The sequence below is a fragment of the Halocatena halophila genome, from assembly GCA_027563145.1.
GTDB lineage: Archaea > Halobacteriota > Halobacteria > Halobacteriales > Haloarculaceae > Halocatena > Halocatena halophila.
The window spans coordinates 1,827,933-1,853,239 of the sequence record CP071306.1 but is presented as its reverse complement, the minus strand read 5'-3'; the positions used below and the strand labels follow the sequence as shown (position 1 = coordinate 1,853,239).

Below are 25,307 nucleotides of genomic sequence, written 5' to 3'. Positions count from 1 at the left end.
TCAACGCTTCGTACGACAATTTCCCGGTAACATATGTCAAAGTGCGCCACACCTAATGCGGATGACGACAGGAAAGATGAATAGGGACCACGTGCCGCTTCCGTCGATCGGTATTGGATGCCATTCCACTCCGTTCGTCTGGTCCCGTCGAACGGAATCGGCGGCGACTGCCGTCGATTACCTGAATCTGAACGTCTCGAGATTCTTCGGTGCGAACGTTCGCATGTCGAATTTGTGATACAGCGCGGAGGAGAGATCCTGGACGGAGGATTCGTCGCCGTGAACGCACAGTACCTTCTCCGGGCGCGGATTCATCGTTCGAACGAAATCGACGAGTCCCTGTCTGCCGGAGTGACCGGAGAAGCCATCGACCGTTTCAACGTTGAAATCGAGCGCCAGCGTATCTGAACGACCGTTCCGGCCATTCATCGGAATTTCATCCCATCCGCTCTGAATCCGTCGGCCAAGCGTTCCCTGTGCCTGGTAGCCGACGAACACCATGGTGGTGTTTGGATCCGGACCAAGATGTTCGAGCCAGGACATAATCGGACCGCCGGTGACCATACCCGAGGTCGAGAGGATGATCGCCGGCCCGCCATCGGTCACATCACGACGTTCGTCCTCGCCCGCATCGATGTGATTGAACTGCGGTGAGAGAAACGGATTCTCATCGTCGTGGAAGATCCGATCGCGGAGATCATCCCTGAGATACTCGGGATACGTGGTGTGGATCGCGGTGGCCTCCCAGATCATCCCGTCGAGATGGACGGGCATCTCTGGGATCTTCCCCTCGCGCATCGCTTCTTCGATGACGAGCATGATCTCCTGTGACCGGCCAACGGCGAACGCCGGAATGAGGATCTTGCCGTCACGGTCGTGTGTTTCGTTGATGATCTCGATGAGCCGCTGTTCGGAATCTTCCTGGTCAGTCTGGTAGTCGTTGCGACCACCGTAGGTCGATTCCATCACCAGCGTCTCCACGCGCGGGAACTCGTTGACTGCGCCGTTGAACAGCCGGGTATCCTCGTAGTGAATGTCGCCGGAGAATGCCACGTTGTACAGACCATCGCCAATATGGAAGTGCGACACCGCACTGCCGAGAATGTGGCCTGCGTTGTGCAGCGTGAGCTTTACGTCCGGTGCGATGTCGGTTACATCGCCATATTCCAGCGGAATCGTGTGTTTCAGCGCTTCACGGACCATCTCACTCTCATACGGCGGCGTGCGGCCCTCCTTGGCCGCCACGTCGAGATAGTCCAGCGTCAACAGTCCCATCATGTCGCGGGTCGGTTCCGTGCAGTAAATCGGACCGTCGTAGCCGTATTTAAACAGGAGCGGGATGAGTGCGGAGTGATCCAGGTGGGCGTGAGTCAACACCACCGCGTCGATGGAGTTGAGCGGATTCGCTTCTGGTGCCTGGAGATACGGCACTTCGTCTTCCGCGCCGGGTTTGTCGCCACAGTCAATGAGAATGCGCGTTTCTGCGGTCGAGAGGATGAAACTCGCTCGGCCGACCTCTCGACAGCAGCCAAGCGTGCTGATTCGCACCCACTGTTCGTCGGCGAGTTCTTCGCGGTGGATCTGGCGGCCGACGCGTTCGAGAATTTCACGGCGTTCTTCGCGTTCCTGTTTGAGGAAGTTACGAACGTTCGAAACGGTGGCCGATTCGATCGGGGGCGTTCGGACGACTTCCGGCGTCCAGCCGATCTCCTGTGTGATTTCACGCAGCGTCGATCCGTGACGGCCGATCACCATTCCCGGTTTTTGTGCCTCAATAACGACCTCGCCGGTATCTGCATGGAAATCGAGATCGGAAACGCCTGCCTCATCAGGAATGATTGCGCGGATCTGTGCCTCTGCATCCTTCGGCCGGGCAAGCACGTCCGGGTCTGGACGCACCGTAATTCGTTTGCGAAGTTTGCCCGCGAGCGTCCGAATCAGATCGCCGTTCTGCGCGAATTTCTTGGGATCACGGGTGTAAATGACGAGTTCCGGCCCCTCGTAGGTCACGTCAGAAACGGAGATGTCATTCGGGATCTCGGCTGCTATCTCTGCTTTCAAATCGTCGAGTTGCTTCTCTACCGTGCTCATAGGTCACGTAGATGGGCGGGGTTCCAGGACAAGCGACGCCGCAGACGACAACCACATAACGCCGATTCAATCGGCCATGAATCAAGCACTGACGCCGAACAACAGGTCATACTGTTCAATCACGACCGTTCACGACGGCCCGGAAAACCCGCGTTGGTCTTGTGTACAACACGGGGATTATAAAACTCTTCGCAACGGTGCAGCCCATCGTTCAATACACTGCGGTCGGATGATTCGACATGAAGCTCACCCCTGATCGTGTTGTGGCCGAGTATGAGTTCGTTCGAAGCCGTCCAATCGCTCCGCTCATCACTGACGTACGCGAACGCCTCGCCGTCGCGTTCGACACGACTGTCGAATCAGTTTCGTCCGAACAGTATCGTGCGGCGGTTGACGAGGTGTTTGAAGACGGTGACCTCGCGGTCAATATCGCTGCCCTGGTCGCGCTGTTGCGTGATCTTGACGTAGAGGCCGATTATCCCGGGTTTATCGTAGACGAACTGCTTGGCCGAGAGCTCGCAGCCGCTATCGCTGGCGGCCAGCCGCTTGCGACGCTAGCACAGGCAACGTTTCACGTGGCCGATGTGTATCACCATCCGGACGGCACCGCCGGCCACGACGATCTGGATGCAGCGCTCGCAGCTGGTTTTCAGACGCGACTTCCAGGCTGGGAGTGGACAGAAACGGGCTCGCCGTTCGCGATAGACACCGACCCCTAAACCAGTCGTTCGAGGAAATCAGTGAAACGAGTAGTGTCTGCCCCTCGATCGAAGGTGGCATTGTGTCGTTTATACAGATAGATCAGGCCGAGCGGCAGATTCACCGCCCAGATGAACGAGAGGATCGAGTACAGCCACTCATTCGGCGACCAGTCGCTGTTTGCTGTCACGTGTTTACAGTCGTTGTAGAGGCCGATGGGAAAGAGCACCCACGAAAGCAACACGATCATTCCAAGAGGCGCATCTGGAATGAGCAGATCAAGCGGCGAGCTGACCACTATCCAGAGGAACAGCCAGCCGAGCCAGCTTCCGAGCACGACATAATACCAGCGCGAACTGGTGTCTTCGGACTCATCAACGGAGACCGTCGTGGTCGTGTAGGACTGCTGTTGGCTGTGGTGGGAGGCGGTTTCAGTGTCGTAGGTAACGTCCGCAACGTAGTGGGTGTCCGCCACCCTGAGCGGGATGTTTTCGCCGAGGATGTCTGCAAACGACGTGACCTCAACATCAACAGCTTCTAAGAGCTGATAGAGTGGCGTTTCTCTGGTGATTTTCTCCGGCCATTCCAGATACACCGACGTTCGGTCCGTTGAGGGCAGTTCCACGTCAAGTCGCAACAACTGCGCGGAGTCGAACTCGATCGGATACGTCTCCGGACACGCAGCCAATGGAACGCGGTTGGCACCAACTACCGAGCCGGCATCGTATCGATCGTCCGTTGCAACCGTTGCGCCGGGGACGCTTGATAGCTCATTTTCTAATTCTAGCAAACTCTCTGCCTGCTCGTCAATAGTGATCCCACCATCGGAGAGATCGTCGGCCACGAAGTCGTCGGGACCATCGGGCATCGTTTTCCGAAATAGTTCTTCTGTCGATATTATTGTTTGGTTGTGGATTCGATCAGTTCACTCAATCGAATAGTGCCTTTGCTCGTTCGATGAGCCGATCGAGACGGCCGATATCGTATCCTGGTGCAATCGTTGCCTCCCGTCTCTTTATCAGATAGATGATACTCGTTGGAATGCAGAAAAACGGGACCAATGTTGGGAGAAAATACGCCCATCTCGTTGGCGACCAGTCGCTCACTGCGTCCACTTGTTTCGAATCGAAGTAAATTCCGATGGGCAACAACAGCCAGCCACTGAGTACCAACAGTCCCTGCAGTCCATCAGGGACAAGTAGATCGATCGGCATCGAGGCAATCATCGCCATCCACATGGCCACGCCAGCGACTGTCAGGTGGAACCACATTTTCGAGGTGTCGACCGAAACGTCCACGGAGAGCTGCTCGACCGTCTGTTCGAATTCGAACGGGCTAGCGCTCGGATACTCGATATCAGCAACGTAGTGCACCCCTTCAACGCGGAGGGGTACCTCCTCGCCGAGGATGTCAGCGAACGAATTGACGCCGACACCGATTGCCTCGAGCAATCGAAACAGCGGTGTCTCATCAGCAATCTGATCCGGCCAGCCCACGTAAACTGATGTCACCTGATTGGACGGGAGCTGAACGTCCAGTCGCAACAGCTGTGGGGTCTCGAAACTGATCGGATACGTCTCGGGGAGGTCGCTGGCCCCGACGCGGTCGGCACCAACCACCATCCCGGATTCATACTGCTCCGAGTCGGCGATTTCCGCACCGGGGACCGAGCCGAGCTCATCCTCGAGCTCGACGAGCGTCTGGGCCTGGCCATCGAACGCTCCATCGAGCGATATCGGGCCCTCCTCCAGGCTATCCAGCTCGCTGGACTTCGTACCGTTTCCCATTGTGTTACTCAGTTTACGTAGTAGTAATTACATTACCTTTTTGCTACCATTTTCAGTCGGTGAACCGTCTCAGATTCCGATGACCGGGGGACAGAACATCTCACGCCAGACACCGGCGACCGTTTGAACAATAAATGAGCGTATTTCCACTCAATTGGGACCAATAACATATAATTGGTCATAGAACGCGTTAATAGGTATGCAAAGAACACCTATAGAGCGAAATAATAGACGTTTGATTGATTGTAGAGGGCGATCTAAACGTGCTGCTCACCCCTTTCGCACGCGATCCGGAGCGAGGTGCTGAGATGGCAACAGCACCAGTGGATCGGGAAGATCTCAAACCTGGCCGGTCCGAACGAACAGCTGGGGGACCACCACCCACGGCGGTCGAGTCGTTCATTCGTTCGGCAGTCGAATCGTCGGGATGCGACGGTGTGATGCTCAACATGAGCGGTGGGATCGATTCGTCACTCACTGCTGCACTCACTACAGCCGCAGTTGGACGAAACGCCGTGTACGGGCTCTGTCAACCGACGCTGGCGAGTCCGACCACAGCAGTTGCTGATGCGACGACGATGGCTAGCAGGCTCGACATTCCGTTCGACACGATCGACCTACAGCCGGTCGTCGATCTGTTCGAAGACGAGATTGCCCCTCTGATTGCGACCGATGGTGATCGCCACGCGATCGGCAATGCTGTTGGGAGAATCCGTATGGCGTGTGTATACTTCATGGCGAACGCCCGTAACCGGCTCGTCATCGGAACGACCAACCGAACCGAACGAACGCTTGGCTACGTCACCAAATACGGCGACAGCGCTGTCGACTGTGCACCACTCAGGGCGTGGGACAAATCGACGATCCGTCATCACGCGAACGCGTACAACGTTCCCACCGAAATTATCCAGAAACCCCCCACGGCTGGCCTCTGGGCGGGACAGACTGATCGCACTCAGCTTGGAGCACCATATGAACTGCTTGATCCGATCTGTCACCTGTTATCAAGATCAGACACATCACCGAAGCGTATCGCCGAAATCGTCGGCTGTGAGCGCTCACTTGCCAAGATGTGTGCCCAGCAATTCCACGAGACGGCGCACAAACGACGGCCACCACGTCACACAGGTCGGTCGATCCTTCCGGGTGACACGGTCCGTCCGCCAAACACCAGCCACAAAACGGCGACGCCACTGCGTTCGCGACTCAAGCGAGCGCTTTCTCGGACGCTCCGCACGACGGATCGATCGGGCTACGTCGTCCGAATGGATGGCCGAAAGCGCTCAAGTACGCTTACAGCGCTTGCAGCCAGCGCCGTCGGCCCCGATCGCATATATGGATTGATACTTCCATGTGGCGCTGAGGGCCAATCGAACACACACGACGCCGTCTCGGTCGCAGAAACGATCGGCATTCCACACACCACGGTCGATTGTGCCCCACTCGTTTCCCGACTGCTGGATGTGCTCCCCGACCGCTGGACGAACGGGGCAACCGAACGGACGCTCGAGAACGTCAGAGAACGTGTACGAGCTGTCTGTGCCTACCACGCGGCCAACACAACGGATCGGCTCGTTGTTGGCGATCTCAGCCGACCGGCATGGCTGCTCGGCGCGTTCACGAAACACGGCAACGGAGCCGCAGATTTCCTGCCGTTCACCGGCCTGTTCGAGACCGAACTGGACCAGCTCGCCCGAACCCTGGGACTGCCAGGAGCCATCGACCGATCGGTACCGCCCGACTGTGCCAGCGCTCTCAACACTGAGACGCTCGACCAGATCGTCTGGCAGCTCGTCGATGTTAATGGTGGAATCGACAGGACGGCTGCGGAGTGTGGCCTCGACAGAGAGCAGCTCGAACGGTGTGCCCGTGCCCATCTTGAGAGCCAGCACAAACGGCGACGCCCGCGAGGACCGACATCCAGCCACACTCCAAGAGAGACGTATTTTCACGAGCTCGAACTGCTGATTGGACAATGCTAAGCCAGAGAAACAACAATCAACCGATGGAACGATCAAACTGATGGCGAACACCGTGGTCAACGAGCTCTGCACCCAGTCAACGCTGGAGCAGGCTGTCGAGAACTCGAGGGTGCCAGCATGGGTCGAACAGCACTGGAAGACGTTTCGGGAGGGATTGCTCGGAAGCCGAAACGAAACGCCGTTTCCATGTTTTTTCGGTGCAAAATCCGTTCGAAACGGAGAGCCACTCTACACGGCCGTGCCATCGCTGACAGAAACTGACGCGCTGTTCGAACTTGGATCAACGCTGTGTTCGTATCTCGATTGCTATCAAGAGTACAGCGACCGTGCCTCTCTGGTGGCATTTTTCGCACCCGATGATCGCGTGGCGACGGAAGCGACCTATCACGACGCACTGTGGCACATCCTTCAGTTTTTGCACGTCCACGATCCAACACCCTGGCCGGAATCGATCCCGACCGATCCGGACCACGCTAGGTGGGAGTTTTGCTTCGGTGGAGAGCCCATATTCCCAACGTGTCGGGCACCGTTTTATGACCAGCGCAACAGCCGTTACTGCCCGGTTGGGCTCGAAATCACGTTCCAGCCACGCGCGCTGTTCGAATCTCTCAACGTGACGGCCGATACCGACGCTGGTCAGCACGCACGGACGATCATTCAGGAACGGCTCGAATCGTACGATGGCGTCTGCCCGCACGCAGATCTCGGCGACTGGGGTGTCGAGGGCGACCGCGAGTGGCCCCAGTATATGCTTTCGAGCGATCGCCAGCAGGCCCCACAAAAACCCCCAATCACGATCACAGACACACATCCGCGATCGACGCAGTGTATCGACGTGCCATCGGATGGAGCACCACGATGAGCGTCTCGGATACTGCAACGGCGCTCGTGCTGATCGACTTCCAGCGAGGATTCGACGATCCGCAGTGGGGATCGCGAAACAATCCGGACGCTGAAGATACCGCCGTTCGCTTGCTCGAGTACTGGCGCGAAGTGGGATGGCCGGTCATCCACGTTCGCCACGATTCGACCGAACCCGCCTCACCGCTTCGCGATGGCTGTCCAGGATACGAATTCAAACCGCAGCTTGAGCCGGCTCCGGGCGAACATACGATTCGAAAGCGTGTCAACGGCGCGTTCGTGGGAACGAATCTCGAACGGTTGCTCGGCGAGTGCAGTGACGGAACCCTGGTTATCGCCGGATTGACGACCGACCACTGCGTCTCGACGACGGCCAGGATGGCAGAAAACAGGGGGTTTGCGGTGACGGTCGCACGGACGGCCTGTGCGACGTTCGATCGGACGCTCGATGGAACTTGCTACGACGCAGACTGCATCCACGAAACAGCACTCGCACAGCTGTCCGGAGAGTTCGCGACGATACGAACAACTGATGCACTGCTCGAGGAGATCCGTTCATGACGGGATCCGCACAATCGATCGGCCGCGGTCACAACGTGTTTATCGATCCCGCGTGGAGGGCCGAATGATGGAGCTACTCGAGTTGCTCGAACGAAACGACCGCCACGTGAGTGAATTTTCGAACGACCGGTTCGATGCGGTCCAGGACGGACAGTCCCCGGGGCTGGTCACCGTCTGTTGTTCGGATTCGCGCGTGTTGCAGGACGAACTGATCACCAACGAGACGCCCGGCGACGTGTTTACCGTCGGCGTGATCGGTAATCGCGTCTGTGAACGAACGGACGACGGTGCGACCGTCTCCGGCGACGTGCTCTATCCGCTCGTTCATGCCGGAACGGCCACTGCGGCAGTGATCGGCCACACCGGCTGTGGCGCTGTCACCGCAACCTATCAGGATCTGACCGATGGCGTTGACGAGCCAGATGGGATTCAGTACGCGATCGATCTGTTGAAAGACCGGCTCGCACCAGGTGTCGACGCACTTCCGGATGGACTCGATGAGGAGAGCGCGATTAACCATCTGGTGGAGTACAACGTTGACCGGCAGGTCGAGCTGTTGCTCGAAAGCGATGATGTCCCAGACGATGTGCGTGTCGCCGGACTGGTGTACGACTTCCAGAACGTGTATAGCGACGACAGGGGACGCCTCCAGCTCATCAACGTGAACGGATCGCGAACCCCTGACGCGATCGAACGAAACACGCCAGCGCTTTCCTCCCGATTCAACCGGCTGTGGAGCTACTGACACGGGAGTTAGACACGTCGAGCTTATTAGGGGTAGCCGTCTCGTTCCTACATGACCGGCGATCAGGATCTCGGCATCACCGCCAGCAAAGAACACGAGACTGGCGAGTGGTACTCGCAGGTCGTCCAGAAAAGCGGCCTGGCGGATTATGCACCCATGGGCGGGTTCATCGTCACCCGGCCACGCGGGTATGCACTCTGGGAAGCCGTCCAGAACCACCTCGATGGATGGTTCAAAGACAGCGGCGTTCAGAACGCCTACTTCCCGATGTTCATTCCAGAGTCGTATCTCGAACAGGAAAAGGAGATCGTAGAAGGGTTCGACCCGGAAGTGGCGTGGGTGACCCAGGGTGGCCACGACGAACTCGACGAGCGGCTTGCCGTGCGGCCCACCAGCGAATCGATCATCACGCCATTTATTTCTCAGTGGGTTCGCAGCCACCGTGATCTCCCGATGCGCATCAACCAGTGGTGTTCGGTCGTTCGCTGGGAGGCAACCGACACGAAGCCGTTCTTCCGAACCAAGGAGTTCCTCTGGCAGGAGGGCCACACCGCCCACCACGACTGCGACGATGCCTGGGATGAAACGATGCTTCGATTGGATCAGTACGAACGGCTCTACACCGACGTGATGGCGCTGGCACCGCTTCGCGGAAAAAAGCCCGATCACGACAAATTCCCTGGTGCGGACACTACCACCACGATCGAAGTGATGATGCCGGACGGAAAGAGCGTCCAGGGCGCAACGAGCCACTATCTGGGCGAGAGCTTCGCCGAGGCGTTCGACATCACCTACCTCGACGAAGACGAGACCGAACAGACCGCCCACACCACTTCCTGGGGGCTTTCCTGGCGAGCGCTCGGCGCGCTGATCATGACGCATGCTGATGATCAGGGACTGGTGTTGCCTCCGCCGATGGCACCCACACAGGTCGTCATCGTCCCGATCTTCCAGGAGGATAACAGAGAAACGGTGCTTGGCTACGCAGAAGAGCTCCGGAAAACCCTCGACGACGACGGCGTTCGCGTCCATCTCGACGACCGCGACGAACGAAACCCCGGATTCAAATTCAACGAGTGGGAGCTCAACGGCGTCCCGCTGCGCATTGAGGTCGGTCCCAACGAAGTGGCCGATGAGGAAGTGTCGCTCGTTCACCGACCAGACGGTGAGACGACGACCGAATCGCGAACGGGACTGGCTGAGACCGTCCAGGAACACCTCGAGACGGTGTATGCGAAACTCTACGCCACAGCTGAACAACTCCGGGAAGAAAATATCCGTGAAGCAACCTCACGAAACGAAATTCTCGGTACCATCGGTCAACATGGCGGCTACGTGAAAACCGGCTGGTGTGGCGAGCAAGACTGTGAAACCGAGATCAAAGACCAGATCGCAGCCGAAATCGTGATGGTGCCGTTCGACGACGAACCGATCCACGAGGACTGTGGTGTCTGTGGCGAACCCGCAGAGACGACCGCGTATTTCGCCAAAACGTACTGACTGTTATAAATTTTCCATCAGTAATTAATTGATATCTATATTCATATTTGTGAAAATATACTGAGAATGCATAAGCTGGCGTTGTACTACCCCAGACGTGGGTACTAATTATATGCCCTTATGTGACTTCAACATGGCCTTACCCCTTGAGGGGAAATCACTTAAGAAGCTATCGGCCAGAGAGGGGTATGAGCCAGCAACAGCCAGCAACGTTCGCGAGCGGTGCCGGGCTCGCGGATCCAACAGACACCCGTGGGAGCTGTGGTGTCGGTGTCGTCATGGACCTTGACGGTGACACCAGCCACCAGCCGATTGCCGACGGGCTCGATTTGCTCGCCAATCTCGAACATCGTGGAACGACGGGGGCAGAGGAAAACACCGGTGATGGGGCCGGAATTTTGCTCCAGACGCCACACGAGTTCTTTGCGGCCACAGTCGATTTTGATCTTCCAGAGCAGTACGCGGTGGGATCGATCTTTTTCCCCAAAAATGAGACGCTCATAGAGCGCCTCAAAGAGACGATTGCGACCGTCTTCGATCGCCACGATCTGTCGGTGGTCGGCTGGCGGACGGTGCCAACCGACGCGTCGGGACTTGGAAAAACTGCTCGCGACTCCGAGCCCGCGGTCGAACAGGTGTTTGTCACCCCGAGTAACGATCCTTCGGACGAGACGTTCGATCGGCAGCTCTACGTGGCTCGTCGGGCAGTCGAAACGACGATCGACTCGCGCGAGCTCGATGAAACCGGTCGATTTTCCATCTGTTCGCTGGATCGGCAGACGATCGTTTATAAGGGACTGTTGACCGCCGAGCAGCTGTCAACGTACTACCCGGAACTGCACGATGAGCAACTCGCCTCTACGTTCGCGATGGTCCATGCCAGGTATTCAACGAACACGCTCGGTGCGTGGCATCTCGCCCATCCGTACCACAGGGTGATCCACAATGGGGAGTTCAACACGATTCAGGGGAACATCAACTGGATGCGCGCAAGAGAGAACGATCTCGCCGATCCGGCGTACGGCGACGATCTCGAGACGCTCTTGCCGATCATCAACGATGAAACGCAGTCGGATACGGCGAGCGTCGATAACGCGCTTGAGCTGTTGTTGAACACGGGGCGCGATCTCGGTCACGCGTTGCGAATGTTGATTCCAGAAGCCTGGCGTGGCGAGGAGACCGGTGTCGATGAAAGCCGCAAGGAGTGGTACGATTTTCACGCCTCGTTGATCGAGCCGTGGGATGGACCGGCACTCGTTGCTGCGACCGACGGCGAGCGGGTGGGTGCGGTGCTCGACCGGAACGGACTGCGACCGTGTCGGTACGATGTCCTCGACGATCGAACGCTCGTCATGTCGAGCGAAGTAGGCGCGCTCGAGGCCCAACACGACGCCTCCCGGATCGAAACGCGCGGCAGGCTCAAACCCGGCCAGCTGTTTCTCGCCGATCCAGAGGAAGGCAGAATTATTCCCGACGATGAGGTGTTCGAGTCACTCGTCGACGATCGGTACGGCGAGTGGGTGGCAACCGAACAACAGCGCCTGCCAGACGATCTATCCAGTGGCGCCGAAATCACAGCACCAGTCGATCAGCTTCGGTCGCACCAGGCACTGTTTGGCTACTCACACGACGAGCTGGACCATCTCATCGAGCCGATGGCACGCGATGGAAAGGACCCAGTCGGCTCGATGGGTGACGACACACCGCTGTCGGTGCTTGGAGAGACCAATCGACCGCTGTCGTCGTATTTCAAACAGCTGTTTGCCCAGGTGACGAACCCCCCGCTGGATTACATCCGCGAGGAGCTCGTCACCTCGATGGAGTGCCGGCTAGGCGAACAGCGGAATCTCCTCGATGAGTCTCCCGCACACGCACAACAGCTGGTGATTGACTCGCCGTTTCTCACGGACGCTGAAATGGCTGCAATCGCCGAACTCGATGGCACAATCTCGAGCACTGTCGTCGATATCACGTTCGATCCGGAGACGTCGCTCGAACGCGCCATCGAGGCCGTTCGCGAACAGGTGAGCGATCGAGCAGATGACCACGACATCGTCGTTCTCTCGGATCGAAACGCTGGACCGGACCGGCTTGCGATTCCGAGCCTGCTCGCGACGGGTGCCGTCCACCATCATCTCGTCCGTACCGGCCAGCGAAATCGGGTTGGAATTGTCGTCGAATCGGGCGATCCACGGACCGTCCACCAGATGGCGACGCTCGTGGGCTACGGGGCGGGGGCAGTCAATCCGTATCTCGCGTTCCAGACGATCGAGGATGTCGTCGCCGGCCCGGACGGGGCCGACCTGGAGACGGCGATTGAGTCCTATCTCACTGCGCTCGAAGACGGCCTGTTGAAAACGATGGCCAAGATGGGAATTTCGACCGTCGAGAGCTACCGTGGTGCGCAGATCTTCGAGGCGGTCGGACTGGACGCTGCGTTCGTCGCCGAATACTTCGAGGGAACCACCGCACGCACTGGCGGGATCGGAATCGATGGGGTCGAACGAGACTTGCGCCGGCGGTTCGACGTGGCATTTCCCGACGGCGAGAAGAGCGCCTCGCTAGAGCGCCAGGGCGAATTCGAGCACCGCTCGTCAGGAATGACCCACCAGTGGAATCCACAGACGGTCCGGACGCTCCAAAAATCTGTCCGAAACGGCGACTACGAAACCTACCAGGAGTTTGCCGCCCAGATCAACGAGCAGAACGAGAGCCTCCAGACGCTCCGTGGACTGCTCGAATTCAACAGCGATCGCGAGCCGATTCCGATCGAGGAGGTCGAACCCGTCCACGAGATCGTTACCCGATTTGGGACGGCAGCGATGAGTCTTGGCTCGCTCTCGCCCGAAGCCCACGAGAACAACGCCATCGCCATGAACCGTCTCGGCGGGAAATCGAACACCGGCGAGGGCGGCGAGCCCCCCGAACGATTCGACACCGAAAAGGAGTGCAACGTCAAGCAGGTTGCATCCGGCCGATTCGGCGTGACGAGTGCGTATCTCGCGTCGGCAGATGAGATCCAGATCAAAATGGCACAGGGTTCGAAACCTGGCGAAGGTGGCCATCTCCCCGGCGAGAAGGTAAACGAGATGATTGCACACGTTCGCTGTTCGACGCCGGGCGTGGGGCTAATCTCGCCGCCACCACTCCACGACATCTACTCGATTGAGGACCTCAAGCAGCTGATTCACGACCTCAAAACCGCCAATCCCGAGGCCGACATCAACGTGAAGCTGGTTTCTGAGGCCGGAATCGGAACGATAGCGGCCGGGGTCGCCAAGGCAAAGGCTGATGTCGTTCACATTTCGGGACACTCCGGTGGGACCGGTGCGTCGCCGAAAACCTCGATCAAAAGTGCCGGGCTCCCATGGGAGCTTGGGCTCGCAGAGGCGAACCAGCTGCTCTCTCACACCGGGCTCCGTTCGCGAATCACGGTAACGGCCGACGGTGGCATGAAAACGGGCCGTGACGTGGCCGTTGCCGCGTTGCTCGGCGCAGAAGAGTACGTCTTTGGCACGTCGAGTCTCGTCACCTCCGGCTGTGTGATGGCACGACAGTGCCACGAGAACACGTGTCCGGTCGGCGTGGCCACCCAGACGGAATCGCTCCGCGAGCGGTTCCCCGGCGAGCCACAGCACGTGATCAACTACATGACGTTCATCGCCCAGGAGCTCCGTGAGATCATGGCCGAGCTCGGCTTTGCAACGCTCGAATCGATGATCGGCCGGGTCGAACACCTCCGACAGCGCGAGGACGTAACCCACGAGAAGGCGCGCCATCTCGATCTTGGAGCGATCCTCGCAGAGACGGACGGGCCACGAACGAAAACGGCCGGGCAGTCACACGACGTGGACGAAGCGCTCGATCATGAACTAATCGAACTGGCAACGCCAGCGATCGAAAACGAAGAGCCGGTGTACATCGATGCGACCATCGATAACTCACATCGTGCAGTCGGTGCCCTGTTGGGCTATACGCTCTCTAGCGAGTACGGGCCGGGCGGGCTGGACGACGATACCATCACCGTCGATTTCGATGGCATTGCCGGACAGAGCTTCGGGGCGTTCGTCCCGCGCGGAGTGACGATGGCACTGACCGGCACTGCCAACGATTACGTCGGAAAAGGGCTATCGGGCGGGAAGCTCATCGTGTCGACGCCACCTGACGCACCGTTCGAGCCAGAAGACAACACGCTAATCGGCAACGTCGCGCTCTATGGCGCAACTGACGGCGAGTGTTACATCAACGGCATGGCCGGCGAACGCTTTGCCGTCAGAAACTCCGGGGTCAAGGCCGTCGTGGAAAGCGTTGGCGATCACGGCTGTGAGTATATGACCGGCGGCGTCGTCGCAGTGCTCGGCGAAACCGGGAGAAACTTCGCGGCGGGCATGTCCGGCGGTGTCGCGTACGTCCTCGATCGGAACGACACGTTCGATGACCGCGTCAACCGCGGTATGATCTCGACGACGCGCGAGCTTGATGAGAAAGACAAACGCATGGTGCGCCGGCTGATCGAAAATCACGTGGCCTACACCGATAGCGACAGAGGAGAGGCGATCCTCGAGAACTTCGAAGCGGCGATCGACAACTTCGTGAAAGTGATGCCCGACGCCTACGCCGACGTGATCGCAAACCGCGAGTCAGAAGATGTGCGCTCTGATCTGCCAGACAGCTCAACACCCCTCTGTGAGGACACCGCGCCCATCAGGGGCGGTGCCGACTGAAAACACGCCACAGCCTGCCTGTCGGTACTGATATCGGTTCTTTTTATTGCCACATTCCCATCATTAACTTTTATATTCATATTATCAACTGTAGCAACATTTTTATTATTGTGTGAGATACCTACGAATGAAGCGCGTTGCGCTCCGGGAGGATATTCCAGGACACACCGACGGACGAGCAATCCTAGACACACGCTAGTGGATTAGGAGAGCCACACCGGCTTTCCCCGCGTTGTCTACTTCGTGCATTCAGCGGTTCATGGTCAGTGGTTCGGGAGGTTGGTGCCCCTCCCCAGGCTCTTGGTCCAGTGAGCCATTTTTCACCAGTGCACCCGATTTGAACGGTTCTGTCGAAAGTTGCCTCGCTGTGACGTTTGAGAGGCTTTTTGCCGTCGCGCCCAAAAGCGGGGGTATGGCAATGGAGAGTTCCGAAGAGCACGGTGACCACCACCATCATTTGCCCGCAGTCGAGGACTGGCCGCGGGGATTCGGTGAGGCGAGCTGGTGGCCCTTCATCGCGGCAATCGGGGCTGCTGGGCTCTACATCGGTGCTGCACTGTATCTCCTTGGACACGGAGAAGAGCCACTCGTAGGGCCACTCGCCGGGCCGGGCGTTTTCGTCGGTGCCACGCTCGTGTTCCTGATTGGACTGTACGGCTGGTTGTATCACGCGTTTATCGTCGATTTCTGGAGCGGCGAAGCGACAGAATCCAGCGGGCGCGGGCTGCGCATGGGAATGTTGTTCTTCCTCGGCAGCGAAATCGCCACGTTCGGTGCCGGGTTCGTCTATTACTTTTTCGTTCGCACTGGCACGAGCTGGGCGAGTGCACACATTCCACACGGCCTACTCGGCACGCTCGTGATCGCCAACACGGTGATCCTGATCATAAGCAGTTTCACCCTCCACTTCGCTCATCACGCGCTGTTGAAGGGTAATCACTCTCGATTCGTGAAGCTGCTGTTCGTGACGCTCGTTCTCGGGGTCATCTTCATTGGTGGACAGGTGTATGAGTACTACGAGTTCATCAGCCACGGAGAGCTAACGCTCACCGGTGGCGTTTTCTCAAGTGCCTTTTTCGGACTCACCGGACTGCACGGGCTCCACGTCTCGCTCGGTGCCGTGTTGCTCGGAATCGTCTTCGTTCGCGCGCTCTACGGGCAGTACTCCCAGGAACGACACGTCTCGGTCAGTACCGTCTCGATGTACTGGCACTTCGTCGATGTGGTCTGGATCTTCCTCGTCGTCGTGTTGTACGCCGGCGCGGTCGTCGAACTGTAACCAAACTCATCTGCATTTTCGCGCCTTATTTCAGTTTTCTACCACTATTTTCGAGTGTCCACCACCACATTTCATAATGGAGAGGTTCAAACAGTTATATCGACGTATTCGCCATTCACACGAAGCGAATCGTCGGATATAACGAAACAGAACAATGACAATAAATTCGAAAATTCAGTATATAGCGCAGGACATTCTCCAGTTGAGTGATACAAGTGCGATCGGAGCAACGATCGTCGAAATTGTCGCGTACGTACCGCGGCTCATCGGTGCGTTGTTCGTTTTGCTCGTGGGCTGGATCGTTGGAAAATTCCTCGGAAGGATCGTGACGCGGATGCTTTCTCGGGCCGACCTCGGGCGCGTTACTCCAGGCGATCGATCAGCCAGCGAAGAAGCTGATCAGCCCGGCGGCGACACAGCTGGGCGAGCACCCACGGATACGGCCGGAATTGCGAGTGCTGTCGGCACGCTCATCACCTACTACGTCTACTATCTCGCGGTCGTTTCGGCGGCCGATATTCTTCGGATTCGGATCGTGACGGAACTGCTCTCAGATATCGGTGCCTACTTGCCGGTGCTATTCGGTGCGGCACTCGTTCTCGTCGTGGGTGTGATCGTTGGTCGGCTCCTCGAGGACGTGATCGTCGATCTTCTCGATGGGATGGGGATCGACGCAGAGCTAGCGGGAACGCCGCTCGAAAAGCTGACGGGAGATCGGTCGTTTGGCTGGCTCATTGGACGACTCGTCGCATTGTATGTGTATATTGTCGCGCTGCTGGCGGCTGCCGACGCGCTCAACATTGGCGTCCTTTCCTCGATGCTCTCGACGATAACGCAGTATGTGCCCCAGCTCATTGGCGGTGCAGTGGTGTTACTCGTGGGCATCTGGCTGGGTGATTGGCTTGGTGCAGTGATCGCCAGCGAAGCCAGTTCGTTTGCTCGCGCCGGCTCAATCGCGGTGAAAGGATTCGTCTACTATCTCGTGGTAACGATCGCGCTCCAGACAGCCGGCTTCGATGCGGGTATACTGAGTACGCTGTTGGTGATTGTCACCACGGCAGTCGCGGGTGCGCTTGCGCTCTCGTTTATCGTTGCCGTTGGCGTGGGAGGTGCACTCGGCTCGAAAGAGTATATCGCCGAGAACATCGACGGCTGGGTCGAATCAGCCCGCCAATCGGTCGCCACCGAGTGAACACAACCGATGTCGCAATCAGGATGTATCCGGGTTGTGTAGTGGGATGCAGTGTCCCTCTCAGACCAAGCCAAAGAGCGATTGGCCGATATCGTCGAGTTGCAACCAACGAAGAACAAAGAACTCCAGGAGCGCTGGGGGATCGATAGTGGAAGCGAGATTCACCAGTATCTCGAATCCGAGCTCAAGGAGTACTACTACCGCGACGAAAACAGCCTGATCAGGGCGACTCCGGAGGCGGCATCGATCGTCGGCGTCGAAACCGATGATACGGCCGTATCGGTTCCGCCGTTGCAGGCAACGATCGCCGACGTGCTCGCCGGGCCCGACGAATCGGCCCAGAGCGTCGTTTCCGTCTTGCATGACGTGGAGGCGACAGGCGACGAGACTGATGTCGATTCGGTACGAACGGCACTCAGAAAGCTCCAGGACCGAGGGATCGTTACCACCGAGCAGTCGACTGTGCCGCTGTTTAAACTCGCCATCGATCGATCGGAGCTAGAGATCGAGCGGATCGAATGAGCCATCATCACTCCAGACCGGGGCGGTGACGGCGACGCCGACGGTCGAGCAGTCGCTTGATGGCCGCCCCTGGCCCACCATTGATCGGCCAGCCCTGTGTTCGCCATCCTGGCGGTTCGGGTTCGAACGCCTGACAGTGCTGTCGACAGTGCTGTGGCGTGGGCGACCGCTCAAGTGCACGACAGTCAGGCATCTCCCGAACATCACCTGGTGAAAGTGTAAACCACCGACAGTCAGGGCGCACTGATTCGATGTAGCTGCGCCAGCCCCGTTCGTAGGCTCGCTCGGCGATCGCAAGCCGTTTCAAACGGAGCCAATCTTTCGCTACGTACTCGAATCGGGCGGCCCGCTGGGTGTGTTCATCGGCCACACCACGTTCTAGAATCCGTGTTCCCGTCGATTCTCTCAATCGTCGTGGTCGCCAGGAGACCGTTGCTGGCGGGGTTTCGTTCCAATCGAACGTGAGGATACCAGCCGCAACCGGCAGTGACTCCAACAACACTGGTTCGACGCGTTCATTGGTTGTCTCGGTTGCCACCCAGACGGTGTCTGCAAGCCCGAGCGCAACGTCAAACTCCAGCTGTTCTGTGAGCTGATCGGCCGCGCTCGCAGTGAGATCGGGCTTGTTTTCGATCGCCACGAGCCCATCGATCCAGTCTGGATACGGCCATTTTTGCCTTATCTCGATGCGACCGCCCCGTTTGCGCCGATCCAGAACGGCTCGATCGGCGGCCTCGTTGATCGTCTCGCGGATATACCGCCAGCTAGTCGGGGGATCTGCCAGCGCATCCCGGTAGTAGCACCACGATTCGGGCGCGTTGGTGAGCACGAACAGCTGGAGCTCGTTGAGACGCTGACGACCAAATCGCGCGCGAGATCGAAGTTTCTCGTCGGTGCTCTCGACGACGATCGTGTCCCACCGACGGTTGCGGGTGCCAAGCTGTCTGGCGACGATCGCAGCGTCTGCCGTGGCGTTCGCTGGCGGCCAGGCTCGTTCGGCCCACTGACAGACGCGGAGTTCGAACGGAAACTCAGACACGGCGCTGTCGGAGTCATTGACGTGGACGCCAAAGACCGTTTGGGCTCGCCAGGGGAGTCTACAGTTCCCCGTGGAGCCCTCCGTTGTTGAGAAACTCGTGGGCGTGTCTGAGCACTACCCGTGGCCCGTCCTGTGTCAGGGTATTGATCGCCTGGTCGTAGTCTCGCCACTGGAGATCGTTGTGTTCGGAGGAGAGCTCCGCGCTCGCCTCGAACGACTTGGCGATGAACAGGTGGACTGTCTTGTGAATCGTGTCGTTGCCCGCCTGAAAGACGTAGTCGTAATCTTCTCTGAAACCGTCGATGAGTCGAATGTCGTCGATGCCCGCTTCCTCGCCGACTTCGCGAATGGCCGTCTGCTGTAATTCCTCAGAGCCCTCGACGCCGCCCTTGGGAAACTCCCAATCACCGGTGCGGCTTTTAAGGAGCAGATACTCTCGACGGCCACGTGTATCACGGAACAAGATTGCTCCGGCGCTCGTGGCCTCAATCATATCGATTGATACTCCACCCTGGGTTAAGAGAATGTCGCCCTCTCTACCTTCTTCGTCAGAATGTGGTACGCGTTCGATGTAAGCTGGATTCTATCCAGTAGAACGTGAAAAAATGAACCAGTTTCGTTACGATGACAGCAGACTGGCTTCGCTGTCGTCAACTTGCACGCCGAGGACGTTAACACTGATGTTGTTTGCAACGTGATCAAGCTCGATGAGATCATTGTCCGAGACGACCGTCGTCTCGCCACTGTTTATTTCGGTTGTTTCTGCCACAGCGGGTCCCGTAGCGCCAGCGAGCAATCCCAACAGCAACAATGCGGTTAGTGCGGTTCGGAGTTTCGTTGTCATGGTTCGTATGGCTGGGGTCAATCACAGCACCCGATTGTGTGTGATTCGATTCCCAGTGGTGCTAGGTGCTGTCGAGTGGTGTATAAAGTGTCCCGGAGCCACAAATGCTGGATTGATTCATGAGATGTATTCGCAGTTGATCAGGCCACCATCAACCAGGAGCGATTCGCCGGTCATGTAGTCAGCCAACTCGCTCGCAAGAAACACCGTGCTCAGCCACCCACTACAATATTCACACAGAACCATCTGGAAATTTTTAAGAAATGGGAGATCTCACTCCCAGATCACGTCGGTGCCGCCTTCGTGGCCGTGAATCGCCTGTACATCCTCGATGTTGTCGTAGACGCCGACACTTCCAACGTCGGTAGTCCAGCCGACGACACATTTGCCGTTCGGTGGCGGGAACTGAACCCCGTACGCAACGACACCCGTTCCGGAGACGCCAGAACTGTCGTCGTGGCGATACAGCGCGAACTTTCTGAAATTTGGTGTCTGCGAAAACGGATCAGGCATCGGTCCACCCCCCGCTGTGTTGCTCCATGGGAGTGCGTACCCGCCAGTAAACAAACACCTTGTGATTGGACCACTGATTCCCCGTCAAGCGATCACTGGGACCTGTGAGACATGCTGTGAGCCGTGTGACCAAAACATATATATTTTGTAAATAATTGCTATTCATCATGGACATAATAGACATTCTTCTGTTGCGACAGCTGATGGGTAAAAACCAAAATCGGGAGAGAATAAAGACTCACGAAGGAGACTATGTGTGTGGTGGCTGTCGCTCCGTTATTGATGAATCAGCACATGTATGTTCAGACTGTACATCAAAACTATACACGATTCGTGGTCGTGCTGGTCGCCGCCTCGGGTTTGTAATTGGCCTTTTCTTGCTTGTCTTCTCAGGGTTTTCAAGCGGGATTGGCGAGCCGATCCTGCTCATCAGCGGATTGCTACTCATCTTTCTTTCTATATACTGGTATCTCACTCGCCCAGTTCACCAATTAACCTCGTTTGCCCCGATTACTGAGAAATTGTAACAGGAAGACAATTCGGATTGAACACGCTGATACAGCTCGAAAAGCAGGACCGCTATTCGGTGTAATAACACATCCGGTGTAGATTGCTCTATCAACTGGTAACCAGTGGGACGGACTGCAGGCAAAGCAGGGTAGTTACTGTCGCCAGACGATCTCGCCCATCGTTTCGATGCTGTCGTCGCCGTTCAGTAGCGGAACCGCCGGTGCGCCGATGTTCTCGGTGTCTGTGTACTCCATCATGGCGTATCTCACTGATTGGCTCCCATCGTGATAAACATAATTATTAATAATTCTAAATGCTTTAATCGCCCTAAAGGAATCCAGTGCCTTCGTGCGGTTGCGACCGCCACCACTTTAGGTGGTGCCGGATGAATCGGAGGGTATGGCCAATCGAAAGGGAGAGCGCCGGGAGCGAGAGCTCGTCAATCGGCTGGACGACCATGGATTCGCGGTGATGCGCGCGCCGGCAAGCGGGTCCGCTACCGACCGGGAGCTTCCCGACGTGCTGGCGGGCGATGGAACGTCCTTTTTCGCCATCGAGGCAAAATCGTCCAGCGGCGATCCGATCTATCTGACGGGTGAGGAGGTTGAAGGGCTGGTGTTTTTCGCCCAGAACTTCGGCGCAAAGCCCCGAATTGGGGTGCGATTCGACCGAGAGGACTGGTATTTCTTCCATCCGGGTGACTGCTACACGACCGATGGCGGCAACTACCGCGTCAAACGCGAAACGGCGCTCGCAGACGGTACGGATATCAAGGAGCTCACCGGCAACTCGACGAAAACGACGATCGAAGAGTTCTCACGAACAAACTGAACCAGATTGTGGGTGGTGCTGCGGATGTGTGGTGTGTGGCATAGATCGCTAGTATCGGTCAGTGGACGGCTGGGTGAGGTTTGCAGATTGTGACTGTGAGGAGTGAAAATTCCGATCATGAGCGCCCAAATTTGTCTGGAAGATAGCGGTCAGACGCTATTTGGTAACGACACAATTACCAGATACTACGATCATCTTGCGAAAAAAGAGCTAGAATTCAGAGCAGACGTCACACCGGAAGAGCTTACCAGTAACAAGCAGAGAGAAATCGCACTTGAAAGAATTGCAGACAAAGAGAATCCGAAAAAGCCTATCTGCGAGGTCTTTTCATCAGATATTCATGGTGTTGAGATGAGTGGTTTGTTTACACTTGAACAAGAGATCATCTATGGAGCGGACATCCGCACCTTCATCGATCGGTTGCGAACTGGAAAGCGGACAATGAAACGAGAAGGTGACCCAGAAGCATGGGAATCGCAGTTCGAACTCCGATTGATACCCCTCTGTGAGTTCGCCCTGAAAAATGATCTGGGTGTTCGACTGAGCGTCTGATGACTAGCATACTGCAATTAAAATCAGTCTAAAAGATCGAAACTGGTTGTCTTCCGGTGAATTCACATCATGTGTTTATACAGTATCTCCAGTCGAAACGAAGGGGTTGTGTGGAGCGTTCACGCGGGACGAATGCGCCCCATACTTCTCATTCGGTCTGTGAAACAGCAGTAGACGAATCGGAAAGCGAGTCCGCATACGCCACAAGCGGGTGTTCGTATCCATCGTGTTCCCCAGAGCAGATACCAGCCTCCTGGAGCATCTCGAAACTCGGTGGCGGATACGGCAGCGTCTCGCCGGCGAGTCGTTCGGTGGCGTAGACGAACGACTCGTCGTCGCGACCACAGCGCTGGACGATCTCGTCTGCGTCAAGACCAACCGCGCTACAGCAAGTGATGAGCGCAAACCGTTCGAGCGGATCGAGCGGTTCTGATGGTGCTCGCTCCAAAAGCGACCGAATGCACGACGGAAACGCCTCGGGCTCGAACCGATCAATCGAGGCTGGATAGGAAACCCCCGAAAGCTGTGTTTCGATTGCGGCCACGGTTGGTGCAAGCGCATCCTCGATCGTCGGCGGAACGTCGAACGGCAACCCCGCACGGACCTGGCGTTCGATCGTCCGACGGAGCAACTCGAGCAACTCCTCGCGAGCGATGGTGACGTACCCATCGGCCAGTTCGCGCACCGCGAGCGACCACGATTCATCGTCGGGCGCGAGTTCGAGATACCGCTCGACAGAAATGCGATACCGACCGGCGTCGCCGCTCGGCCACTCGATCGAGTCACCAACGCCGAGATCCGTTGCGATGGCCGCAAGCGTGATCGAGCGATCCTCACGTGAGCAATCCTCGCGAATGCGCTCATAGGCGGTGTTCGCTTCTGCCTCGGCGTATTTATCCATCGCACCAGGGACGTCGATCAACGAGATCAGCACCCGACCGAGGGGATACGATAGCAACTCAGTGCGGGTTGGTACCCGACGATCTGATTCGATGGTCCCCTCGGTCAGCGCGATCGTAACGCGATCTTGACTCCGGGCGACGGCTGGATCGTCCGCTCGTATGAGTGCGGCAAGATCCACATCCGCCTCTGCGACCGCCGTGCGAGCCGGGTCGAGAAACGGATAGCGCGCGTGGATCGCCTCCATACGCTCGAATTGGACGTGCCGAAGAATAAACACGGCGGTCCGAGCGCTCAAATCCGAACGCTTTCTGTATCCCACAGCGTATCCACGCTCGTGGCACGGTTCGAGTATCCCTGTCCGGACTGTCGAACAACGAGCAGCCTCCACGAGAGCGACTGTCGATTCGATGGAACCGACTGGACCACGATCGAGCGTGCGTACGTGAACATCTTAAGCACGCTCACTGACGGACCGCTCCGGGAGGGACACCTCCGTGAAGCCATCCCCGTTCGCTGGGATCGTCTCCATTCGGCCGCACTCAGCCGACTCCGACACGACCAGCGAATCCGAGAAACCGACAGCGGCGCGCTCGAACTCCTCTCACCCGAGGAGTTCAGCGAACAGGTTGCGGTGCCAACACACGATTCGCTCCAGACGATCTACGAGCACGGAAGCGTGCCGGGCTGTCATGACCACGCCGTGTTCGCACTCGTCGCCTACTACGAAATGGTTGGGCTTTCCTGGCCAGAAACACGCGAACGCGTTACCGACTGGCTGCGCGACTCCGGGACGTGGGACCGTGGCGGCTTCGAAGAAGAATCCCCGGAGGCAGTCGTCACTGGAAAACGACATGTTTACGTGCGGGGCTACGGCTGGAAGCAGGCCGCAGAGGAGGCGGCGAACGTAATCAAACGCCGTCGATGAACAAAGCCACAACAACCACGAAGTAAAAATAGGCAGGATTTCATATATTCCATATGGTCAGTCTTTTGCTCGTCTTCGGGATAGCGACGGCGGTGTTCGTCGGATTCAACATCGGGGGCTCTTCTACCGGTGTAGCGTTCGGCCCGGCTGTCGGATCGCGATCGGTGTCGAAACTGGGTGCGGCCACGCTGATGACTGTGTTCGCATTCCTGGGGGGGTTCACAACGGGCAAAAATGTCATCAAAACGATGAGCGTCGACGTAGTCCCCCGGGAGGTGTACACGCTTGAGGGGGCCGCCGGTGTTCTGTTGTTCGTTGGGATCGCGCTGCTCATCTCGAACCTGTTCGGGGTGCCGGCCTCGACATCGATGACGGCCGTCGGTGCGATTGCTGGCCTCGGCGTTGCCACTGAGACGCTCCGCTGGGCGGTCCTCGGCGAGATCGTCGTCTGGTGGCTAATCGCTCCGATCGTGGCCTTTTGGATCTGTGCCGTCATTGGTCGGTATCTTTATCCCCACCTGGCCGTCAGATTTCCACTTGATAACAGCGATGGGCCACTCATCGTGTTTGATCGATCGGGAGCGGTCCCGATCCCCAGACTTGGACCGAACACTGACCGGATGGAGCTACTGGGCAACGTGCTCGTCGTTGTGGTCGCCTGTTATATGGCATTCTCGGCGGGAGCATCGAACGTCGCGAACGCCGTCGCGCCGTTGATCGCTAACAATGCACTGAGCATGAACGTCGGTGTCGTGCTCGGATCGGTTGCCATTGGAATTGGCGCGTTTTCGATCGCCCGCAGAACGCTCGACACTGTCGGGAACGACCTCACAGATCTCCCAATACTCGCGGCGTTGATCGTCGAAATCGTCAGTGCGACGATCATCACGACGCTCTCGAATCTGGGGATTCCGGCTTCGCTCGCCGTGAGCGCCACGATGTGTATCGTCGGACTGGGGTGGGGACGCGCGACGAGAACCGTGACGCTCTCACACGTCGCAGCGGAAGCGATCCGTGATCCATCCAGTCACGGCGCACATTCAGAGTCGTCGGTTGAAATCGGTCCACGCGAGGTGCCTGACATCGGCGACCCTGATCCGAACACGTTCACCGCCCGAGAACTGTTCGATCCGTCCGCCACCGCTCGGGTGTTCGTCCTCTGGATGCTCACGCCGTCGTTTGCGGCCATCGCCGCGTATTTCGTCTTCAAATACGTAATCGGCGTGTGAGCGGCCATAACACGATAA

General features: G+C 57.7%; 23 protein-coding genes. 15 read left to right on the top strand and 8 right to left on the bottom strand.

Annotated features, from left to right (window positions below):
• Positions 1–177: 177 nt before the first annotated feature.
• Complete coding sequence (locus JXQ78_RS09820; RefSeq protein ID WP_330630584.1) at positions 178–2,091, bottom strand: beta-CASP ribonuclease aCPSF1; 1,914 nt, start codon at positions 2,089–2,091, stop codon at positions 178–180.
• Positions 2,092–2,330: 239 nt separating this feature from the next.
• Here JXQ78_RS09820 and JXQ78_RS09815 point away from each other — a divergent pair, with 239 nt between their 5' ends.
• On the top strand, positions 2,331–2,810 hold the full coding sequence (locus JXQ78_RS09815; protein ID WP_330630583.1) for a hypothetical protein: 480 nt from the start codon (positions 2,331–2,333) through the stop codon (positions 2,808–2,810).
• On the opposite strand, the gene JXQ78_RS09810 is transcribed toward JXQ78_RS09815, so the two are convergent.
• Positions 2,807–3,658, bottom strand: a complete 852-nt coding sequence (locus tag JXQ78_RS09810; protein ID WP_330630582.1) for a hypothetical protein — start codon at positions 3,656–3,658, stop codon at positions 2,807–2,809. The genes JXQ78_RS09815 and JXQ78_RS09810 overlap by 4 nt on opposite strands.
• A 61-nt stretch (positions 3,659–3,719) precedes the next feature.
• Complete coding sequence (locus tag JXQ78_RS09805; RefSeq protein WP_330630581.1) at positions 3,720–4,577, bottom strand: hypothetical protein; 858 nt, start codon at positions 4,575–4,577, stop codon at positions 3,720–3,722.
• 308 nt (positions 4,578–4,885) lie between these two features.
• On the opposite strand from JXQ78_RS09805, the gene nadE reads away from it, so the two are divergent.
• The 9 genes from nadE to JXQ78_RS09760 all read left to right on the top strand — a co-directional run bounded on the left by nadE (position 4,886) and on the right by JXQ78_RS09760 (position 17,943).
• Complete coding sequence (nadE, locus tag JXQ78_RS09800) at positions 4,886–6,559, top strand: NAD(+) synthase (protein ID WP_330630580.1); 1,674 nt, start codon at positions 4,886–4,888, stop codon at positions 6,557–6,559.
• A gap of 40 nt (positions 6,560–6,599) precedes the next feature.
• A complete protein-coding gene (locus tag JXQ78_RS09795) occupies positions 6,600–7,421 on the top strand; it encodes a YqcI/YcgG family protein (protein ID WP_330630579.1) in 822 nt (273 codons plus the stop codon).
• A complete protein-coding gene (locus JXQ78_RS09790; RefSeq protein WP_330630578.1) occupies positions 7,418–7,981 on the top strand; it encodes a cysteine hydrolase family protein in 564 nt (187 codons plus the stop codon). Before JXQ78_RS09795 ends, JXQ78_RS09790 begins: the two co-directional genes overlap by 4 nt.
• 64 nt (positions 7,982–8,045) lie before the next feature.
• On the top strand, positions 8,046–8,726 hold the full coding sequence (locus tag JXQ78_RS09785) for a carbonic anhydrase (RefSeq protein ID WP_330630577.1): 681 nt from the start codon (positions 8,046–8,048) through the stop codon (positions 8,724–8,726).
• Between the two features lie 51 nt (positions 8,727–8,777).
• Positions 8,778–10,226 (top strand): proline--tRNA ligase, encoded by a 1,449-nt coding sequence (proS, locus tag JXQ78_RS09780; RefSeq protein WP_330630576.1) that lies wholly within the window; start codon positions 8,778–8,780, stop codon positions 10,224–10,226.
• Between the two features lie 188 nt (positions 10,227–10,414).
• On the top strand, positions 10,415–14,950 hold the full coding sequence (gltB, locus tag JXQ78_RS09775) for a glutamate synthase large subunit (RefSeq protein ID WP_330630575.1): 4,536 nt from the start codon (positions 10,415–10,417) through the stop codon (positions 14,948–14,950).
• A gap of 418 nt (positions 14,951–15,368) precedes the next feature.
• The gene (locus JXQ78_RS09770) at positions 15,369–16,229 is read left to right on the top strand and encodes a cytochrome c oxidase subunit 3 (protein ID WP_330632819.1); all 861 of its coding nucleotides are present in this window, start codon (positions 15,369–15,371) and stop codon (positions 16,227–16,229) included.
• 202 nt (positions 16,230–16,431) lie between these two features.
• A complete protein-coding gene (locus JXQ78_RS09765; RefSeq protein WP_330630574.1) occupies positions 16,432–17,421 on the top strand; it encodes a mechanosensitive ion channel family protein in 990 nt (329 codons plus the stop codon).
• A gap of 51 nt (positions 17,422–17,472) precedes the next feature.
• Entirely contained in the window at positions 17,473–17,943 is a 471-nt protein-coding gene (locus JXQ78_RS09760; protein ID WP_330630573.1) for a DUF5797 family protein, read from the top strand.
• 7 nt (positions 17,944–17,950) lie between these two features.
• Here the strand turns inward: JXQ78_RS09760 and JXQ78_RS09755 are convergent, their stop codons facing one another.
• The 4 genes from JXQ78_RS09755 to JXQ78_RS09740 form a co-directional block, all read right to left on the bottom strand.
• Positions 17,951–18,982 (bottom strand): DUF5787 family protein, encoded by a 1,032-nt coding sequence (locus tag JXQ78_RS09755; RefSeq protein WP_330630572.1) that lies wholly within the window; start codon positions 18,980–18,982, stop codon positions 17,951–17,953.
• 58 nt (positions 18,983–19,040) lie between these two features.
• The gene (locus JXQ78_RS09750) at positions 19,041–19,475 is read right to left on the bottom strand and encodes a bis(5'-nucleosyl)-tetraphosphatase (RefSeq protein ID WP_330630571.1); all 435 of its coding nucleotides are present in this window, start codon (positions 19,473–19,475) and stop codon (positions 19,041–19,043) included.
• A 126-nt stretch (positions 19,476–19,601) separates the two neighbouring features.
• The gene (locus JXQ78_RS09745; RefSeq protein WP_330630570.1) at positions 19,602–19,826 is read right to left on the bottom strand and encodes a hypothetical protein; all 225 of its coding nucleotides are present in this window, start codon (positions 19,824–19,826) and stop codon (positions 19,602–19,604) included.
• Between the two features lie 273 nt (positions 19,827–20,099).
• Complete coding sequence (locus JXQ78_RS09740) at positions 20,100–20,339, bottom strand: hypothetical protein (protein WP_330630569.1); 240 nt, start codon at positions 20,337–20,339, stop codon at positions 20,100–20,102.
• A 167-nt stretch (positions 20,340–20,506) separates the two neighbouring features.
• Between JXQ78_RS09740 and JXQ78_RS09735 the strand changes: the two genes are divergently transcribed.
• From JXQ78_RS09735 to JXQ78_RS09725, 3 genes are all read left to right on the top strand, one after another.
• A complete protein-coding gene (locus tag JXQ78_RS09735) occupies positions 20,507–20,866 on the top strand; it encodes a hypothetical protein (RefSeq protein WP_330630568.1) in 360 nt (119 codons plus the stop codon).
• Between the two features lie 382 nt (positions 20,867–21,248).
• The gene (gene hjc, locus JXQ78_RS09730) at positions 21,249–21,680 is read left to right on the top strand and encodes a Holliday junction resolvase Hjc (protein WP_330630567.1); all 432 of its coding nucleotides are present in this window, start codon (positions 21,249–21,251) and stop codon (positions 21,678–21,680) included.
• A gap of 117 nt (positions 21,681–21,797) precedes the next feature.
• Positions 21,798–22,232 (top strand): hypothetical protein, encoded by a 435-nt coding sequence (locus JXQ78_RS09725; RefSeq protein ID WP_330630566.1) that lies wholly within the window; start codon positions 21,798–21,800, stop codon positions 22,230–22,232.
• A 148-nt stretch (positions 22,233–22,380) separates the two neighbouring features.
• Here the strand turns inward: JXQ78_RS09725 and JXQ78_RS09720 are convergent, their stop codons facing one another.
• Positions 22,381–23,379, bottom strand: coding sequence for a DNA primase regulatory subunit PriL (locus JXQ78_RS09720; RefSeq protein WP_330630565.1), 999 nt, complete (start codon positions 23,377–23,379; stop codon positions 22,381–22,383).
• Positions 23,380–23,469: 90 nt separating this feature from the next.
• On the opposite strand from JXQ78_RS09720, the gene JXQ78_RS09715 reads away from it, so the two are divergent.
• Positions 23,470–24,060: a DUF7474 family protein gene (locus tag JXQ78_RS09715; protein WP_330630564.1), complete on the top strand. Its 591-nt coding sequence runs from the start codon at positions 23,470–23,472 to the stop codon at positions 24,058–24,060.
• 53 nt (positions 24,061–24,113) lie between these two features.
• Positions 24,114–25,289, top strand: coding sequence for an inorganic phosphate transporter (locus JXQ78_RS09710; protein ID WP_330630563.1), 1,176 nt, complete (start codon positions 24,114–24,116; stop codon positions 25,287–25,289).
• The last annotated feature ends 18 nt before the right edge of the window (positions 25,290–25,307 follow it).

What these genes read in the sequence shown, in the direction of transcription:
- JXQ78_RS09820 (WP_330630584.1), bottom strand. Translation starts at nt 2,091, where the DNA reads ATGAGCACGGTAGAGAAGCAACTCGACGATTTGAAAGCAGAGATAGCA.
- JXQ78_RS09815 (WP_330630583.1), top strand. Translation starts at nt 2,331, where the DNA reads ATGAAGCTCACCCCTGATCGTGTTGTGGCCGAGTATGAGTTCGTTCGA.
- JXQ78_RS09810 (WP_330630582.1), bottom strand. Translation starts at nt 3,658, where the DNA reads ATGCCCGATGGTCCCGACGACTTCGTGGCCGACGATCTCTCCGATGGT.
- JXQ78_RS09805 (WP_330630581.1), bottom strand. Translation starts at nt 4,577, where the DNA reads ATGGGAAACGGTACGAAGTCCAGCGAGCTGGATAGCCTGGAGGAGGGC.
- nadE (WP_330630580.1), top strand. Translation starts at nt 4,886, where the DNA reads ATGGCAACAGCACCAGTGGATCGGGAAGATCTCAAACCTGGCCGGTCC.
- JXQ78_RS09795 (WP_330630579.1), top strand. Translation starts at nt 6,600, where the DNA reads ATGGCGAACACCGTGGTCAACGAGCTCTGCACCCAGTCAACGCTGGAG.
- JXQ78_RS09790 (WP_330630578.1), top strand. Translation starts at nt 7,418, where the DNA reads ATGAGCGTCTCGGATACTGCAACGGCGCTCGTGCTGATCGACTTCCAG.
- JXQ78_RS09785 (WP_330630577.1), top strand. Translation starts at nt 8,046, where the DNA reads ATGATGGAGCTACTCGAGTTGCTCGAACGAAACGACCGCCACGTGAGT.
- proS (WP_330630576.1), top strand. Translation starts at nt 8,778, where the DNA reads ATGACCGGCGATCAGGATCTCGGCATCACCGCCAGCAAAGAACACGAG.
- gltB (WP_330630575.1), top strand. Translation starts at nt 10,415, where the DNA reads ATGAGCCAGCAACAGCCAGCAACGTTCGCGAGCGGTGCCGGGCTCGCG.
- JXQ78_RS09770 (WP_330632819.1), top strand. Translation starts at nt 15,369, where the DNA reads ATGGAGAGTTCCGAAGAGCACGGTGACCACCACCATCATTTGCCCGCA.
- JXQ78_RS09750 (WP_330630571.1), bottom strand. Translation starts at nt 19,475, where the DNA reads ATGATTGAGGCCACGAGCGCCGGAGCAATCTTGTTCCGTGATACACGT.
- JXQ78_RS09745 (WP_330630570.1), bottom strand. Translation starts at nt 19,826, where the DNA reads ATGACAACGAAACTCCGAACCGCACTAACCGCATTGTTGCTGTTGGGA.
- JXQ78_RS09740 (WP_330630569.1), bottom strand. Translation starts at nt 20,339, where the DNA reads ATGCCTGATCCGTTTTCGCAGACACCAAATTTCAGAAAGTTCGCGCTG.
- JXQ78_RS09735 (WP_330630568.1), top strand. Translation starts at nt 20,507, where the DNA reads ATGGACATAATAGACATTCTTCTGTTGCGACAGCTGATGGGTAAAAAC.
- hjc (WP_330630567.1), top strand. Translation starts at nt 21,249, where the DNA reads ATGGCCAATCGAAAGGGAGAGCGCCGGGAGCGAGAGCTCGTCAATCGG.
- JXQ78_RS09725 (WP_330630566.1), top strand. Translation starts at nt 21,798, where the DNA reads ATGAGCGCCCAAATTTGTCTGGAAGATAGCGGTCAGACGCTATTTGGT.
- JXQ78_RS09720 (WP_330630565.1), bottom strand. Translation starts at nt 23,379, where the DNA reads ATGGAGGCGATCCACGCGCGCTATCCGTTTCTCGACCCGGCTCGCACG.
- JXQ78_RS09710 (WP_330630563.1), top strand. Translation starts at nt 24,114, where the DNA reads ATGGTCAGTCTTTTGCTCGTCTTCGGGATAGCGACGGCGGTGTTCGTC.